Origin of the sequence: Hymenobacter negativus (genome assembly GCF_016056375.1) — a bacterium.
Lineage (GTDB): Bacteria > Bacteroidota > Bacteroidia > Cytophagales > Hymenobacteraceae > Hymenobacter > Hymenobacter negativus_A.
Genome location: NZ_JAEDAE010000003.1, coordinates 269,825 through 285,275, shown reverse-complemented (window position 1 = coordinate 285,275; position 15,451 = coordinate 269,825). Strand labels below are relative to the sequence as shown.

Annotated in this window: 16 protein-coding genes; 5 read left to right on the top strand and 11 right to left on the bottom strand. The window is 61.3% G+C overall.

The features are described from left to right. The first annotated feature begins 55 nt into the window (after nucleotides 1–55). Nucleotides 56–970 (top strand): TIGR01777 family oxidoreductase, encoded by a 915-nt coding sequence (locus I7X13_RS09210; RefSeq protein ID WP_198075258.1) that lies wholly within the window; start codon nucleotides 56–58, stop codon nucleotides 968–970. 87 nt (nucleotides 971–1,057) lie between these two features. After that, nucleotides 1,058–1,780 carry a DUF2625 domain-containing protein gene (locus tag I7X13_RS09205; RefSeq protein ID WP_198075257.1) on the top strand — a complete coding sequence of 241 codons (723 nt, stop codon included), beginning with the start codon at nucleotides 1,058–1,060 and terminating at the stop codon, nucleotides 1,778–1,780. On the opposite strand, the gene I7X13_RS09200 is transcribed toward I7X13_RS09205, so the two are convergent. From I7X13_RS09200 to I7X13_RS09160, 9 genes are all read right to left on the bottom strand, one after another. Continuing rightward, a complete protein-coding gene (locus I7X13_RS09200) occupies nucleotides 1,777–4,176 on the bottom strand; it encodes a transglycosylase domain-containing protein (protein ID WP_233454727.1) in 2,400 nt (799 codons plus the stop codon). The two genes, I7X13_RS09205 and I7X13_RS09200, sit on opposite strands and share 4 nt — an antisense overlap. A gap of 129 nt (nucleotides 4,177–4,305) precedes the next feature. Beyond that, entirely contained in the window at nucleotides 4,306–4,764 is a 459-nt protein-coding gene (locus I7X13_RS09195) for a hypothetical protein (RefSeq protein WP_198067749.1), read from the bottom strand. 51 nt (nucleotides 4,765–4,815) lie between these two features. Continuing rightward, on the bottom strand, nucleotides 4,816–5,208 hold the full coding sequence (locus I7X13_RS09190; RefSeq protein ID WP_198075256.1) for a hypothetical protein: 393 nt from the start codon (nucleotides 5,206–5,208) through the stop codon (nucleotides 4,816–4,818). Between the two features lie 278 nt (nucleotides 5,209–5,486). After that, a complete protein-coding gene (locus I7X13_RS09185) occupies nucleotides 5,487–5,843 on the bottom strand; it encodes a hypothetical protein (protein WP_198075255.1) in 357 nt (118 codons plus the stop codon). A gap of 22 nt (nucleotides 5,844–5,865) precedes the next feature. After that, the gene (locus I7X13_RS09180; RefSeq protein WP_198067746.1) at nucleotides 5,866–6,081 is read right to left on the bottom strand and encodes a hypothetical protein; all 216 of its coding nucleotides are present in this window, start codon (nucleotides 6,079–6,081) and stop codon (nucleotides 5,866–5,868) included. Between the two features lie 30 nt (nucleotides 6,082–6,111). Beyond that, complete coding sequence (locus tag I7X13_RS09175) at nucleotides 6,112–6,510, bottom strand: hypothetical protein (RefSeq protein WP_198075254.1); 399 nt, start codon at nucleotides 6,508–6,510, stop codon at nucleotides 6,112–6,114. Next, nucleotides 6,503–8,062, bottom strand: coding sequence for a DUF4153 domain-containing protein (locus I7X13_RS09170; protein ID WP_198075253.1), 1,560 nt, complete (start codon nucleotides 8,060–8,062; stop codon nucleotides 6,503–6,505). Before I7X13_RS09170 ends, I7X13_RS09175 begins: the two co-directional genes overlap by 8 nt. 224 nt (nucleotides 8,063–8,286) lie before the next feature. Further along, on the bottom strand, nucleotides 8,287–8,580 hold the full coding sequence (locus tag I7X13_RS09165) for a winged helix-turn-helix domain-containing protein (protein WP_198067743.1): 294 nt from the start codon (nucleotides 8,578–8,580) through the stop codon (nucleotides 8,287–8,289). Between the two features lie 14 nt (nucleotides 8,581–8,594). Beyond that, nucleotides 8,595–9,266, bottom strand: coding sequence for a hypothetical protein (locus I7X13_RS09160; protein ID WP_198075252.1), 672 nt, complete (start codon nucleotides 9,264–9,266; stop codon nucleotides 8,595–8,597). Nucleotides 9,267–9,389: 123 nt separating this feature from the next. On the opposite strand from I7X13_RS09160, the gene I7X13_RS09155 reads away from it, so the two are divergent. The 3 genes from I7X13_RS09155 (at nucleotide 9,390) to I7X13_RS09145 (ending at nucleotide 11,894) form a co-directional block, all read left to right on the top strand. Continuing rightward, a complete protein-coding gene (locus tag I7X13_RS09155) occupies nucleotides 9,390–10,205 on the top strand; it encodes a class I SAM-dependent methyltransferase (protein ID WP_198075251.1) in 816 nt (271 codons plus the stop codon). Nucleotides 10,206–10,284: 79 nt separating this feature from the next. Next, entirely contained in the window at nucleotides 10,285–11,157 is an 873-nt protein-coding gene (locus I7X13_RS09150; protein WP_233454726.1) for a UbiA family prenyltransferase, read from the top strand. A gap of 80 nt (nucleotides 11,158–11,237) precedes the next feature. Continuing rightward, the gene (locus tag I7X13_RS09145; protein WP_198075250.1) at nucleotides 11,238–11,894 is read left to right on the top strand and encodes a hypothetical protein; all 657 of its coding nucleotides are present in this window, start codon (nucleotides 11,238–11,240) and stop codon (nucleotides 11,892–11,894) included. Between the two features lie 8 nt (nucleotides 11,895–11,902). Here I7X13_RS09145 and I7X13_RS09140 read toward each other — a convergent pair whose 3' ends face one another. Further along, entirely contained in the window at nucleotides 11,903–12,571 is a 669-nt protein-coding gene (locus I7X13_RS09140) for a DsbA family protein (RefSeq protein ID WP_198075249.1), read from the bottom strand. Nucleotides 12,572–12,930: 359 nt separating this feature from the next. Next, nucleotides 12,931–15,159 carry a transcription termination factor Rho gene (rho, locus tag I7X13_RS09135; RefSeq protein WP_198075248.1) on the bottom strand — a complete coding sequence of 743 codons (2,229 nt, stop codon included), beginning with the start codon at nucleotides 15,157–15,159 and terminating at the stop codon, nucleotides 12,931–12,933. Nucleotides 15,160–15,451: the final 292 nt, after the last annotated feature.

Genomic DNA, 15,451 nt, shown 5'->3' with positions numbered 1-15,451 from the left:
ACCATTATCAACCAAAAAGCTAACGGCTAATGGCTGTCAGCTAATAGCCAAACACATGAAAGTCCTCATCACCGGCGGCACCGGCCTCATTGGCACCCGCTTGGCCGAAATGCTGATTGATAGCGGCTACGAAGTGGCCCTGCTGAGCCGCGAGCCGGCCAAGAGCAGCCACTTCCGCAGCTTCCGGTGGGCCCCGCAGGCGGGCACGATTGACGAGGCGGCCATTCCGTATGCCGACTACATTGTGAGCCTGGCCGGAGCCAGCGTGGCCGACGGCAAGTGGACCGACGAACGCAAGCGCGAGATTATGGCCAGCCGGCTGGGCGGCCTGGCCCTGCTGGCCCGCGAACTGGCCAAGCCCGGCCACCACGTGCAAGCCGTGATTTCAGCTTCGGCGGTGGGGATTTATGGCGATGCCGGCGACAAGCTGGTGACCGAGGAAACGCCCCCGGCGTTGCCCACCAACGATTTTCTGGCCGATGTTTCGAACCAGTGGGAGCTGGCGGCGGCCCCCATCGCAGCGCTGGGCATCCGGACGGTGATTCCGCGCATTGGCGTGGTGCTGAGCACCGAGGGCGGGGCCCTTCCCCAGATTGCACGGCCCGTGAAGCTGGGCGCGGGCGCGGCACTAGGCAGCGGCAAGCAGTACATGTCCTGGATTCACCTCGACGACTTGTGCCGCCTGTTTATTGCCATGCTGGAAGACCCGACCTGGCGCGGCACCTACAACGCGGTGGCCCCCTACCCTGCCACCAACCAGGCCTTCACCGAAGTGCTGGCCGAGGTGCTGCACCGCCCGCTGATTCTGCCCAAGGTGCCGGCCTTCGGCCTGAAGCTGGCCATGGGCGAGATGAGCGAAGTAGTGCTGGCGTCGCAGAACGTGAGCGCGGCCAAGGTGCTGGCGCAGGGCTTCACATACGAGTATCCGGAGCTGCGCGGGGCACTGGAGGCGCTGTACGGCGAGGAATAAACCGGCGGGGTGGGCTAGTTGATAGTCTCGGAAGGTTTCCAATGCATCCGTAAACCACTCCGATGCTACTCGGATTACATTTGCCGTATGCGCCTTACTGCTGTTGTTACACTGCTTATACTCAAAGCAAGCCTGCTTTATGCCCAACCGAAAATGCGCTCTTTAACCGAGTTAATTAACACTCAGGAACCGGGTTGGGAATTGGTTCAGGTCTGGATTAAAGCAGCGAAAAACAACGTGCAGGTTTTGCCCAGGACGGCGGCAAAAGCTGATAGCGCTTTGCTGGCCGCACAGGTTACCACCAGGTCACCGATGGGTGCAGTGATTTATGAGACGGGCGGAATTATAGTGGCTGGGGGATGGCTCCGCATTTTGGGTTCTGGCTCACGCTTCCTCAACCGTGACATGATGGGCTGGAATAAGGGTAAGCAACAAGGCTTGCTACTCGTGGCCGACGATGTTCTAGGCGGCTTCTTTGCTATCAATGGTGGCGCTTTCGGCCAAGCATCACTAGGTAAAATGTATTACCTGGCCCCTGATGGTTTGGAATGGGAACCGCTTGAATTCGGCTATTCTGACTTTCTGGTCTTCTGCTTTTCGGGCAACCTGGACAAGTTTTATGACGGCTTGCAATGGAAAGGTTGGCAGAAAGAAATAGCGCAACTTGACGGTGACCACGGCATCTTTTGCCTTCCTCCTCTATTCACCAAAGAAGGCAAAGACCTGAACAAAGTGAGTAGGAAGCCAGTGCCCATTGCGGAACTCTGGGGATTGCACAACGACTTCCGCCAACAGCTAGGGATTCACTAGCGCCCGCCCTTCACGCTATCGGGTACGCCGCCCCCGTTGTTCATCTGCTCCAGCAGGTTGTCGGCGGCGATGGTGTCCACAGCCACGGCGCGGCGGCGCGGCTCCGATTCGGACACGCAGTTATACTTCTTGGTGATTTTGACCGAGGCGGCTGGGAAATGGCCGGGCGTGTAGCCGAGGTCTTTGTCCTTGTAAATCTTCTCCATGAACTTGCCGAAGATTGGCAGGGCCGTGCGACCACCCTCGCCCTGCTGCGAACCAGTGAAGTGGATGCTGCGGTCTTCGCCGCCCACCCATACGCCGGTCATCAGGTCCTTGGTCATGCCCATGTACCAGCCGTCGGAGTAGTTGGAGGTGGTGCCGGTTTTGCCGCCGATTTGGTTATCGTTGTGCCAGAGGTCGTAGTCCCAGAGTGCTTGGGAGGTGCCGCCGGGCTCTTCCATGCCGCCGCGCAGCATGTAGGTCATCAGCCAGGCGGTTTCGGCCGGGATGGCGCGGTGCTGCACGGGGTCGAATTGTTTGATAACGTTGCCGTTGCGGTCCTCAATGCGGGTGACCAGGCGTGGGTCGGAACGGAAGCCCGAGTTCATAAACGTGCTGTAAGCGTCCACCATTTCGTACACGCTCACGTCGCCGGCCGAGCCGAGGCCGATGCTGGGTACGGCCAGCAGCGGCGAGGTGATGCCGACTTTGTGGGCGTACTTGGCCACGTTGTCCCAGCCCACTTTCTCGGTGAGCTGGGCCGTCACAGAGTTCACGGAGCGGGCCATAGCGTGGCGCAGCGTCATGTTGATGCCGGTGTATTCGCGGGTCACGTTGTCGGGCTTCCACTCCATGGGCTTGCCATTTTCGACGTAGTTGATGGTGACGCGCTGGTCGCGGATGCGGTCGCAGGGCGAGTAGCCGTTGTCGAGGGCCGTGAGGTACACGAAGGGCTTGAACGTGGAGCCGGCCTGGCGCTTGCCCTGCTTCACATGGTCGTACTTGAAAAAGCGGTAGTCGAGCCCGCCCACCCAAGCCTTGACGTGGCCGGTGAAGGGGTCCATGCACATCATGCCCGACTGCAGGAAGTGCTTGTAGTAAGCCAGCGAATCGAGCGGCGACATCACCAACGTGGTGTCGTTGTCGTCGTGCTTCCAGGTGAAGACTTTCATCGGCCGCTTGGCGTTCAGGGCCGAATCCAGGCGCTGGGGCTGGTTGCGATAGTGGTTGGCGAGGGTTTTATAGCTCTCGGTGCGCTTCATCTGGGTCATGATGAAGTCGGGAATCACATTGCCTTCGTCGTCCACCCACGGGTCCTTGCCCTTGTTCTTCCAGAAATTGTCGAACTGGCGCTGCAGGGACTTCATGCGCTCGTGCAGGGCCTCCTCGGCGTGGGCCTGCATGCGTGAGTCGATGCTGAGGTAGATTTTAAGGCCGTCGCGGTACATGTCGTGGCCCGTGCTATCGCACCACGCATCCACAAACTGGCTGATGGCGCTGCGGAAGTAGGTATCCGGCCCGTCGATGTGCTTTTCGACGTGGTAGTCGAGCACGATGGGCGTGGCTTTGAGGGCCGTGATTTCGGCCTGGGGCAGCACTTTGGCCTGGGCCATGCGGTCGAGCACCACGTTGCGGCGGCGCAGTGCGGCGGCCGGGTGGAACTTGGGGTTGTAGGCCGTGGGGTTGTTGAGCACCCCCACCAGCATGGCCGCCTGCTCGGGTTTCAAGCTGTCGGGCGAGGTGTTGAAGAAGGTTTTGGCCGCTACTTTGATGCCGAACGCGCTGGAGCCGTACTCCACGGTGTTGAGGTACATCCGCAGAATCTCTTCCTTGGTGTAGCGCTGCTCCAGGTCCACGGCCGTGAGCCATTCCTTGGTTTTGGCCACGATGGTGCTCACCACCGGAATGTAGCCCAGAGCGCCCCGGCTCTGCTGGCGGCGGATTTTGTAGAGGTTTTTGGCCAGCTGCTGTGTGATGGTGGAGCCGCCGCGCTTCTCGCCGCGCAACGACGAAAACACCCCGCCGAGCACCGCCTCCAGGTCGATGCCCGAGTGCTTGTAGAAGCGCACGTCCTCGGTAGCAATAAGCGCCTTGATAAGCACGGGCGACATCTTATTGAGCGGCACCGGCGAGCGATTCTCGCGGAAATACTTGCCGATGAGGACGCCATCAGAGGTGTAGATTTCCGAGGCCTGCTCCACCTTGGGGTTCTCTAAATCGGCCAGGCTGGGCGACTTGCCAAAGAGGAACATGAAGTTGGTGCTCACCAGAAACGGGTACACCAGAAACAGAATAACAACCAAGCCGAACAGCACCCAGGCCCAACTGGCTACGCGCAGCGGCCAACGGCGGCGCGGCGGCTTGGGTTTAGCGCCGGAAGAAGAAGCGGAAGGAGACGTTTTGAAGTCGGCCATGCGAGGCGGCAAGTGGATGGCGGGGCCGAAGTCCCGCCGCGAAGAACGGCAAATATACCAGACCCTCGCCCCAATAGTCGGGATTAAGCGCCCGACAAAGCAAATCGGGCGATGTACTCCGGCCTGGTGTTAGTGGCGCTGCCGGGCCGTCAGGATGGCTTTGTGGTGCACATTGCGCTGGGACTTGGCGCGGCGGCGCTGCCAGCGCCAGCCCAACTCGGCCAGGGCCAGTAGGATAATGCCCAGGCCCAGGAAGTAGCTCCAGTGCAGCAGCCGAATCTGGCCCCTCGTGGGCGAATCCAGCTCCTGGAACAGCAGCAGGCCCCACAGCTCATCAATCAGGGTGAAGCCCCACACAGCAGCAGCAAACACGCGCCCCACGCGTCCCAGCGCCAGCTGCCAGTGCAGCAGGTACAGCGCCACGCCGGGCAGCGCCGACAGCAGCACCAGCGGCGCCGCCTTCACCAAGGGCAGGCCCAGGAAAATGATGCTCAGCGTTTCCTTGAGTACCTGCGCGCCGGCCAGGGCCCGGCCAAAGCGCGAGATTTTCGGAACGACGGCCAGCGGGTGCAAGTGAGAAGTGGGCATAGGGCGGGACAATGCAGCGCAGTTAAGTGGCCCCAAGATACTGAGCGCTGGCTAGTAACGCCGCGCCATGATGCGCGAGGCCTGGCAACGCCACGTCAGGATGATAATCAACAAGCCTTTTACGGAATCGAGCAACAAATTGTCGGGTTTGCCGAAGGCGAAATAAATGCCCGCCCCGATGCCTATCCACCACACGCCCAGCAGGTAGCACCAGGTGGCAAAGCCGGGCCGGCGCCGCATCACCTGCACCACGGCCACCGCCGCCACCAGCGACACAAACAGCAGCAGCCACGCCACGATGTATGTCAGAAACGTGGTATCGGGGCCATACGCCACCCCAAACTGCTTCAGCGTGAAAGCCGGCGCGAAAAACGCGCCCCCCGTCAGCGCCAGCTCGATGAGCAGGGCGATGATGAGAACAGTCAGAAGCAGCTTACGGGCCATGGGGATAGGCGATGGTGGTGCCGTAGCGGGCTGTTCTCAGGATGGGAAGCCCAACGGGCCGCCAAGCTAAACAATAAACTTTAATAAATCATTATTTCAAGTTTTGAGGCTCTTATCTGTGGCTGAAAGAAACCACCGCAAGTGCCTAATTGAAGTTTAACAACAGATTTTCTCAAGAATAACGGTCTTCCTGCTGAATTCAGCTTTTTACATAATCCCCTGATTGAGCCCTGCCCGGCCGCATTCCCATAATCAGGCAACGCCGCCTGAACTCACGTCTATTTCATCAAAATGCTTCCCAGGTTAAAGCATATGAACAGGGCAAATCCTGCTATCAGCAGCCCCGCCACCCCGTAAACGGGCAACACCGCGCCCCACAGCAGCAGACGCACCAGGCCGGGGCCGTGGTATTGACGAATCCAACTGCGCAACATCTTGATTAACTGGATGCTGCCAGCTTGCAGTAGGATTCCCAACACAATCCAGTTCCACAAGTGGGCCTTGGGGTGACCGGGCCATATTTCCATCCGAAAAATGATGCCCAGACCTGCTATGATAGCGGCTGCCGCCGTGAGCCACAGCTTGGGCGGCACCACGGGCCTTTGTGGCAGCCAACTGCGAATTAAGAAGCTCATTACGATAAGGAGAGGGCCTGCCCTACTGCCGCGACCACAGCAGCATGAGCTGGGTGAAGGCCAGCAGCAGCAGCGCCAGCAGCACAATGGTGGCCGGCAGTACGCCGCGAATCAGGCGGCGCCAGCGGGCATCGGGCGAGGCGGCGCGCTCCTGCCAGGCCAGCAGCAGGCCCAGCGCGGCCACATCGCCGATGCAGAACAGGACACCGAGAAAAGTGAGAGCGAATTGAGGAATCATTTCGGGAGTTATAAAGCGTTAAAATTCAGATTAGACACTCCAGGATTTGCCGTCGTCCAGCCAGCTGAACAGCATCAGAATCACGATGCCCAGGTCCAGCAGCAGCCAGGCCATCAGAATTATCCGCAGCACCAGGAGCCAGCCAAACGCCACAACGGTGGTCCAATCGCGCCATCGGGCTTGTTCAAACAAAGAGTTTGAGCCGGCAAACGCCCGGGCCAGAAATACCTTCGAGCCTAGCACAACCACAATCGCAAGCGGCGTGAGCAGCGCCGTGGTGCCGCAGGAGCGGCAATTGGCATCCTTCACCTCCATCGCCCAATACCAGAAGGCGGCGCAGGGCAGCAGGCAGACGGCGGTCCAGGCCAGGCTGGCGCTCAGCCACCGCAGCACGCCCGAGGGCAGGGCCGTGTGAATGAGCTTATTCATGGCCGCCGAGCTGTTGGTATGCCTGCCAGTCGGCGTAGGTGAAGCCCTGCCAGCCGGTTTGGGCTTCGTGGTGCGCCCGCCAGTTGGCCACGGCCACGTTGAGCCGCTTCTGGGCGTCCGCAGCCGTCATGGTAGCGGCGTTGCCGTATTCGTCCTCGGTGGTGAGGTGCGGGGTGGTGTCGAACCCCTGGCGGTGGGCTAGCAGGGTGGGCAGCGCGCGGCCGGGCATCGTCAGCAGAAAGCCCGCATCGATGCTCGGGAAGTTGCCCTGGAGGTTGTATTCAGCAATCCAGACTTCCCAGTTGCCGGCGGCCAGCAACAGCAGCACCGCGTACACGGCCAGCGAATTGAGGCGGATGAGGCTGTAGGCCGAGCGGCGCTGCCAGATTTTCAGCAGCACCGTGACCAGCCCAAAAAACACCAGCAGCAGGAAGAAGCACACACCGATGCGCTTGTACGCAATGCCACTGTTCAGGATGTAGTAGTAATTGCGCAGGCCCACCGAAATGGCTAGCACGGCATTCTGCATCACCCACACGGTGGCACCCCAGCGCAGCCACGGCAGGCCGGGCTGGTAGAAATTGAGGTTGCGGCGGAAGAACCACAGCACAATGCCCATGGCGAGCAGGATGCTGAAGATGAGCACATACGTGCCCTCGTGCACGAACTGGGCGAGGTCGAAGTCCGGCGCAGGCTCGAACCCAAACCATAGCCAGTTGATGTCGATGGCATTCACCGCCAGCAGCAGTACATTCACCAGCCCAAACACGGCGGCGGCGGCCAGAAACTCCTTGCGCAAATCGAGCATCCGGGTATCGCGGAAGCTGAAATCGGGGCGGCGCACGCCGAAAGATGCCACACGGTCGCGCTGCCGCCGAATAAACTCACCGAAGCGCGACTCGTGGTCGGCGAAGTAATACACTGGCACCGCTACCACTACCCCGGTCGTTACCAGAAAGCCCAGTGAGATGAACAGCAAATGGCCAATGGAAATATCGGGCAGCAGCTGCGCCAGCCACTCGCCGAGCTGCGCCAGCACTTGGCCGCTCAGGGCGTCGTAGCGCGGGTTGGCTACGGCGAAGAGTAGGTGAAAAGCTCCCAGAATGCCCAGCGGCACCAGAAACAAGCGGCCGTAGAACCAGCCCCGCCGCACACCGGCCCCGGCGTTGCGCGGGGGACGCACACTCTGCAACACCCGCAACCAGGCTTGCGCCAGGCTGTTGGCCGCCGTGAGCAGGGCGTAGAGCACCAGCTTCAGGTGCGGCTGGTTCACGTAGCCCAGCAGCATCAGCACCGAGGCCATGCAGGCCAGCGCCGCCACCGCCGAGCCGTACACGGCCATCATGGCGGCCCCAAACAAGCTGCCGCCCACCATCAGCCAGAAGTAGCCGGAGCGGCGCACCGCCGCGTGGCGCGGCAGCAGCACGAACTGCACAACCAGGATGAATACCGTGAACACCAGCATGTTCACGCCGCCGCCTTCGCGCCAGAACAGATAATCGAAGAGCACCACGCCCAGCAGCAGCAGCACCTTCTGGCTGGTTGAAAGCATAACAGCAGGGGCTGATTGCCGCAGCTCCGCCGAATCTTCGGATAATGAAATGACAGGATTCATTGAGAATGAGTTAGGTGATGAAGCAGGTTAGAATCAGGGGAAGGCGGACCGCTCAACGTCGGTGTACAGCTGCCACAGAATACTGTCTTGGCTTTAAAGAACTTTGAAATGCAAAGTATCGGTTCAAAAAAAAGAGCCTCGATGGCTTCCTTTTCAAAAAATCAGGGCCGCAGCAGCTTCTCCAGCGCGGCCAGGTGTTGTTGGAAAGCGGCCTTGCCGGCGGCGGTAGCGGTGTAGGTAGTGTTGGGTTTTTTGCCCACGAATTGCTTGCTCACCAGCACATATTCGGCCTTTTCGAGGGCCGCAACGTGGCTGGCCAGGTTGCCATCGGTGAGGTCAAGCGCTTCCTTCAAGTCGTTGAAGCTCACCGAGTCATTGGCCAGCAACACGGCCATCACGCCCAGCCGCACGCGGTGGTCAAAAGCCTTGTTGAGGGTATGAATGAGGTGCTTCACCGGAATACTAAAGGTTATTGGGCCGCCGCGCCCGTCCGCTCGTAGCGGTTATACATCAGCAGGCCGTAGCCGATGTGGCCCAGGCCGAAACCGAGCGCAAAGTAAAGCAGGCCCCAGCCGGGTTGCAGCATGGCCAGCAGTCCCAGCACAATTTGGGTAAGCCCCAGCCACCGGATTTCGTCTAATGTGTACTTGCTGGCGTTGAGCAGCGCCAGGCCGTAGAACACCAGCAGGCCCGGTATCACCATGCCCGCATCGCCGCCCAGGTACAGCCGCAGGCAGAACAGCCCGCCCGCCACCAGCGGCACCGCCAGGGCCACGGCCACCCGGCGCGCCGGGCCGCTCCACAGCGTCTGGCCAGCGCGCCGGGTGCGGCGCTGGGTGAAGAAAAACGCCACCAGTAATGCCGCCGCAATCACGCCACCCGCCAGCAGCAGCAGAAACGGCAGCGCCGCCTGCCGCTCGGTTTCGGTGCTGGCCACCAAGTGCGAATAGCCGGCCGGGCCGTACTCGCTGGGGTACTGGCTTTGCAGGTAGAAATGGCCGGCGGCCGCGCCCAGCAGTGCCACCACACCCGCCCCTACCCCGCTCAGGCCGGACAGCGATAAAAAGCGCGAGCTGCGCTCCATGATGGCGCGGATTTCGGTGAGCTGGGCAAGCGGGTCGGGAGCAGCGGCGGGCTTCATAACAATCGAAGTGCTTTGTGATGCAAAGTTGATGAATTAAATTGAATTCTGGTCTCGCTTCTTTTTATTTTTTTTCGAGCCCACAAACAGCCTCTATAAGCGGCGGCTGCGTATCATCGGACCATGCGCCTTCGCCTGCGGTTATTCGAGTTTGAGGATTTACCCTGGTTTCCGGCCACCATCCGGGCCGGGATGATGGACTACCTGCGGTTCATGATTTCGGCGCTCGGCACCTACCGGCCTATCGCGCCGCTGCTGGCCGAGGGCCTCGCCCGCACCGCCCAAACCCGCGTGTTGGAGCTGGGCGCCGGGGCCGGCGGCGGCACCGAAACCGTGCTGGCTGCCCTGCGTGCGCTGGGCCAGCAGGCCACTATTACTCTCACTGACCTCTACCCCCAGCCCGCCGCCTGGGCCGATATCGCCCACCGCACCAACGGGGCCATTGGCTTCGAGCCCACATCGGTGAATGCCCTGGCCGTGCCCGCACAGCTGACGGGCTTCCGCACCATTTTTTCGGCCTTCCACCACTTCCCGCCCGATGCGGCCACTGCCATGCTGCGCGATGCCGTGCGGGCTGGCACCGGCATTGGCGTATTTGAGGGCGCAGGCAAGCATTGGGCCGAGCTGCTGCTGGCCCTCACGGTGCTACCGGTGGCGCAGCTGCTGCTCACGCCGTTTTTTCGGCCTTTCCGCCTCAGTAGGTTGGTTTTTACTTATCTGATTCCGCTCATTCCACTCTGCACCATTTGGGATGGGGCGGTGTCGCTGCTGCGGATGTACTCAGTTGATGAGCTGCTGGCTCTGGCCCACGCCGCCGACCCGGCAGGTGCTTTCACCTGGCAGGCGGGCAAAAAGCGTCATTGGTGGGGGCCGCAGGTTACGTACCTTATCGGCTGGCCGGTTGGGGCTGCGCAACCGGCCAGCAACCATGACGCCTGAGTTGCGGCTGTTTCTGTTGCAGCTTTTGCTCACCTTTGCGGACGCCCGCTATATTGGCTAAGCCTAACTGACTGAACCCTTGCTCACTGCTTACAAGAAGGCACTGCCGCTGCTGCGCATTCCGTTTTCCGTTTACCTCATGCCCGTGTTCTGGTTCGGACTGAGCGCCTTGCGCGGTCCGTGGAGCGGGTGGCGGGCCGTGGGCGTATTTATAGTGCTGCACCTGCTGGCCTACCCGGCTTCCAACGGCTACAATTCTTACTACGACAAGGACGAAGGCAGCATTGGCGGCCTGAAAGCGCCACCCAAAGTCACGCCCGAGCTCCTGCACTTGGTCTGGCTGTTCGATACGCTGGCCGTGGCGGGCGCGGTGCTGCTCTCGCTGCCGTTTGCCGCGCTGGTGGTGGTGTATTTGCTAGTGTCGAAGGCTTACAGCTACGAGGGCATTCGGCTAAAGAAATACCCGCTGCTGAGCACGCTGGTGGTGGTGGTTTTCCAGGGCGCGTTCACGCTGCTGATGACACAGGTGGGCGTGGGGGCCGCGCCAGAGCAACTGTTCGAGAAAACCAATTTGCTGCTGGCGCTGGTTAGTACACTGTTTTTGTGCGGTTCCTATCCGCTCACGCAAGTATATCAGCACGAAGAAGATGCCCGGCGTGGCGACCGCACCCTGAGCCTGCGGCTGGGCATTCGGGGCACGTTCATCTTTGCGGCTATCGGGCTGCTGGCGGGCGCGGCGGCGCTGGGCCTGGCCTACTGGCTGCGGCAGGAAATCCGCCCACTGCTGATTTTTCTGGTGGCCACCGGGCCAGTGGTGGCACTGTTCAGCCGCTGGGCCTGGGCCGTGTGGCACGACGAAAGCGCGGCTGATTTCGAGCATACCATGCGAATGAATCAGGTGTCGTCGCTGTGCTTAAGCGCGGCCTTTATTGCCATGCTGCTCTGGCATTGAGCCTCTGTGGAAGAACGGCAGTAACTCAGGCGGTCCCTCACCGCGTATCAATAGGCATTTCACTTCAACGTGCCGTTGTCATGCGTACCACCCGACTCTTCCTGTTGCTGCCGCTACTGGCCGCCTGCAACTCCACTCCTTCAGCGGTGAACGAAGGCTCGGTTTCCCGCATGGCCGACCGCCAGGGACCGAATAGCACCACCACGCCCGCTGCTACCAATAATGCCCTGCCCGCCCCCGACACTGCCCATACCAAAGCCGTTTCGGCCGTGAGCGACACGCTGCGCGTGGCGCGACTGGCGCACAATTTCAGCCGGCCCAAAGGCCCGGCCGACAAATTTCAGCTCGTCTTTCGAGGTCCGTCCATTCTCGAAGGCACCGGCGAATTCACCATCACCGACCCCGACGGCCAGGTTATTTTCCGCGAAATGCTGACCGAGCCCGACCTCGAAGCCGCGCTGGTGTATGAGATGAAAGGCCCTACCGCTACCCGCGCCGAGCGCGAAACCTTCGTGCTGCGGCGCATCGACCGGTTTTTTCTGCCCAAGCAGTTCCACACGCCAGCCGTAGCGGCCAAAGCCGCGTTTCCGGACGGAGTCGAAAATCTTGACCGCGCTACCTGGAATGACTTTCAAAATCGGCCCGACGCCATCGGGTTCGAGTACCTGAAAGGCAAGGAAGATAGCCACCAGATTGCGTGGTCGCCCTTGAAAAAGCAGACCGTGCGGGTGCGCTAACGGCCGCGCTAGCGCCCCGATTCCTCCAACAACAACTGCTCCAGCCCCGCCCGCAGCTGCTCAAACGGCTGGTAGCCCCGTGTCAGCACGTAGCCCTGCTCCCCAATCCGCACCACCGCCGTGGGAAAGCCCTGCACGCCAATGCGGGCCACCGCCGCAAACTCCTGCCGGGCGGCCGTGGCCGTTTCGGACGCGGCAAAACGGCGCAGAAACTCCGCCTCATCCAGCCCGAACGGGGCCAGCAGCGGCGCATAAGTAGCAGCGGCGTTCAAGTCCTGGCCATCACGAAAAAAGGCCGTTTGCACGGCGTGGGCGAAGGCCACGGTGCGGGCCGGGTCTTGCGTGAGGTGGCGGAAGGCCACGATGGCCCGGCTCGGCGGCTCCGAGTCGTGGTGGTACGTGCCGGCCTCGCCCAGCGCTTTGAACGGCTCGCCAAACGCCACGCCGGTCACGTCTTCTACCTGCACCAACGATTGGCGGATGTAGTCCCAGCTTTCGCCAATCGGGCCGGCATCGGCATCGCGCACCATGCCGCCGCACAGCACCGACACGTCGACCCGCCCCGCAAACTCCCGTTGCACCTGATTGATAACCGGGCTCATACCATAGCACCAGCCGCACAGCGGGTCGTGAATGTAGAGCAATTCGGGCAGCTGGACGATGGATTTGGGGTTCATACGTACTTTTTTTCTGCCAAAAATAGGGCTCTATTGCTCGCCCGGCGGCCTGTATGGCTCGGGCGAAATTTATTTTTCGCGCGGTTGAATTTATTCCTTTGACCTGTAGTTTGCTCCGTGATACCTAATGCTATCCAAGTGGACAATTTTTATGCGTCCATTTATCATTACCCACGATTGTTATTCTACCGATGGCCCGTTACAGCAATGTAACGGGCTTTTTCGGGTCTAATTTCAGTTGCCTGGATTATTCTTATAAATTGAATAATCCAGGCAACAGCCAATGGTTTAGCTTATCAAAAAAAGGCCCGCTGCAGCAATGCAGCGGGCCTTTTTTTGCTTCTGAATAATTAGTCTGACTAGCCGTTCATGGCCAGCAGGAATTCTTCGTTGTCCTTGGTGCCTTTGATGCGGTCCTTGAGGAATTCCATGGCTTCGGTGGCCGTCATGTCCGACATGAACTTGCGGAGCACCCACACACGGTTCAGCTCGTCCTTGCTCATCAGCAGGTCTTCGCGGCGGGTGCCGGAAGCCGGGATGTCAATGGCCGGGAACACGCGCTTGTTGGCCAGCTTGCGGTCCAATTGCAGTTCCATGTTGCCGGTGCCTTTGAATTCCTCGAAGATAACCTCGTCCATTTTGGAGCCGGTTTCGATGAGAGCCGTGGCGATGATGGTGAGCGAGCCGCCGCCTTCCACGTTGCGAGCCGCGCCGAAGAAGCGCTTGGGCTTCTGAAGCGCGCCAGCGTCGATACCACCCGAAAGGATGCGCGACGAGCTGGGCTGCACCGTGTTATAAGCGCGTGCCAGGCGGGTGATAGAGTCGAGCAGAATCACCACATCGTGGCCGCACTCCACGAGGCGACGTGCCTTGTCGAGGGCCATTTCGGCGATTTTCACGTGGCGGTCGGCCGTTTCGTCGAAGGTTGAGCTCAGCACTTCGGCCTTCACGGTGCGGGCCATGTCGGTCACTTCCTCGGGGCGCTCGTCGATGAGCAGTACCATTAGGTAGACCTCGGGGTGGTTTTCGGCAATGGCGTTGGCGATTTCCTGGAGCAGCACCGTTTTACCGGTTTTGGGCTGGGCCACGATGAGGCCGCGCTGCCCCTTGCCGATGGGCGCAAACAAATCGAGCACGCGGGTGCTGATTTGGGTGGGCTTGGTGGTGAGCTTCATGCGGTGGTCAGCAAAAAGCGGCGTGAGGTGGCTGAACGGCACCCGGTCGCGGACTTCCTCCACGGTGCGGCCGTTCATGCTTTCCACGCTCACCAGGGCAAAGTATTTCTCGCCCTCGCGCGGGGGGCGGATGCTGCACACCACCGTGTCGCCGGCCTTCATGGCAAACTGCTTCACCTGCTGCGGCGACACGTACACGTCGTCGGGCGAGGCCAGGTAGTTGTAGTAGGGCGAGCGCAGGAAGCCGTAGCCGCCGTCGGGCATCAGCTCGAATGTGCCGCCACCGGGCACCACCAAATCCAGGTCCTGACGCTGAGGACGCTGATTCTGCTGCTGGTTTTGGCCTTGACTCTGGCCCTGGTCGGTGCGGGGCGAGCCGTCGGGGTTTTGCTGGCGCTGCTGGCGTTGCAGGTCGCGCTGGGCGTAGCGCTCCTCGCGGGTCAGGTTGCGGTGGTTGTTATTGTTGCCTTCGCCGCGGGGTAGGTCATTGCGCGGCTGGTCCTGGCGGGGTTCACGGTCCTGGCGGGGCTGGTCGTTGCGCGGTGGCTGATTATCGCGGTTTTCGCGGGGCTGCTGGTCCTGGCGGGCCGTGCGGGACTGGTCCTGACGGGGCTCGCGCACCTCCCGGTTGTCGCGCTCGAAGCGGTCGGCGCGGTTCTCGCGGCGGTCACCAAAGCCATTTCCCCCGAACTCGCGGCGGCCGTTGAGATTGCCTTCGCGGGTATCGGCAGTGGTTTCGGTAGCGGGTGCAGCAGCGGCAGCAGCTTCGTTAGCCGCTTTTTCGGCGGCCATTTCGGCGGCGCGCTGCTCGGTGATGGGCCGGCCGGCGCGGTCGACGCGCTCGCGGCGGGGGCGGTCGGTGCGCGGTGCCGCAGCGGCGCTCTGGTCGACGGTGGCAGCCGGGGCGGCAGTTTCTGCAGTAGTGGTAACAGCAGGAGCCTGGGCCAGGGTAGCACCGGTAGCTTCGGAGGGCGCAACCAGGGCCAGCCCCTCGATAGAATCCAATATCTCAACCGTAGGAGCTGGGGCAGCAGCCACTGCCGCTATCGGCTCTTCAGCTACTGCAACGGCGGCTTCGCGGCGTGGCTCGCGGGCGGGGCGGGCGTTCTGGGCTTTGGCGGTGGGCGGCGCCACATCGGAAAAAGGCTGTTCGTCCGTGCTGGGCGCGGCGCGGCGGGTGGCGGTGCGGGCAGGCCGGGCGGAGTTGGCAGCGGGTGCCGCAGCGGCAACTACCGGAGCAGCAGCCGGGGCAGAGGTAATTTCGGCGGCGCTGGGGGTGAGGGCCTGCTGGTCGAGGATTTTGTAAATCAAATCCTGCTTGCTGAGCCGTTTAAAGTTACCGACGTTTAGCTTTTCGGCAATTTCCTTGAGGTCGGACAGCAACCGGTCCTTCAGCTCGTTAATGGTGTGCATAATGGGAATAAAGGGGGGGACATCTGGCTGTTAAGCGCGGGGGGCTGGCTGCCCGCTGAGGCCCGCTAGGGGCACAAAAAAGCCAGCTACGGCACGGCGGCAAGGCCGCTGGAAATATTAATTCGCGGGGTCCGAACGGGCTACTGGTGAGCGACGCACGGCGCGAGATGAATACGCAAGAAAATGAGGTGCAGAATGGGCCGCTGGAAATTCAGCAAACAGACGGACCAGCGACGGGCACTACCGGCCCGCGGGCCCGACCAGGGCGGCCGGTTGCTCCCGCAATGTTAGC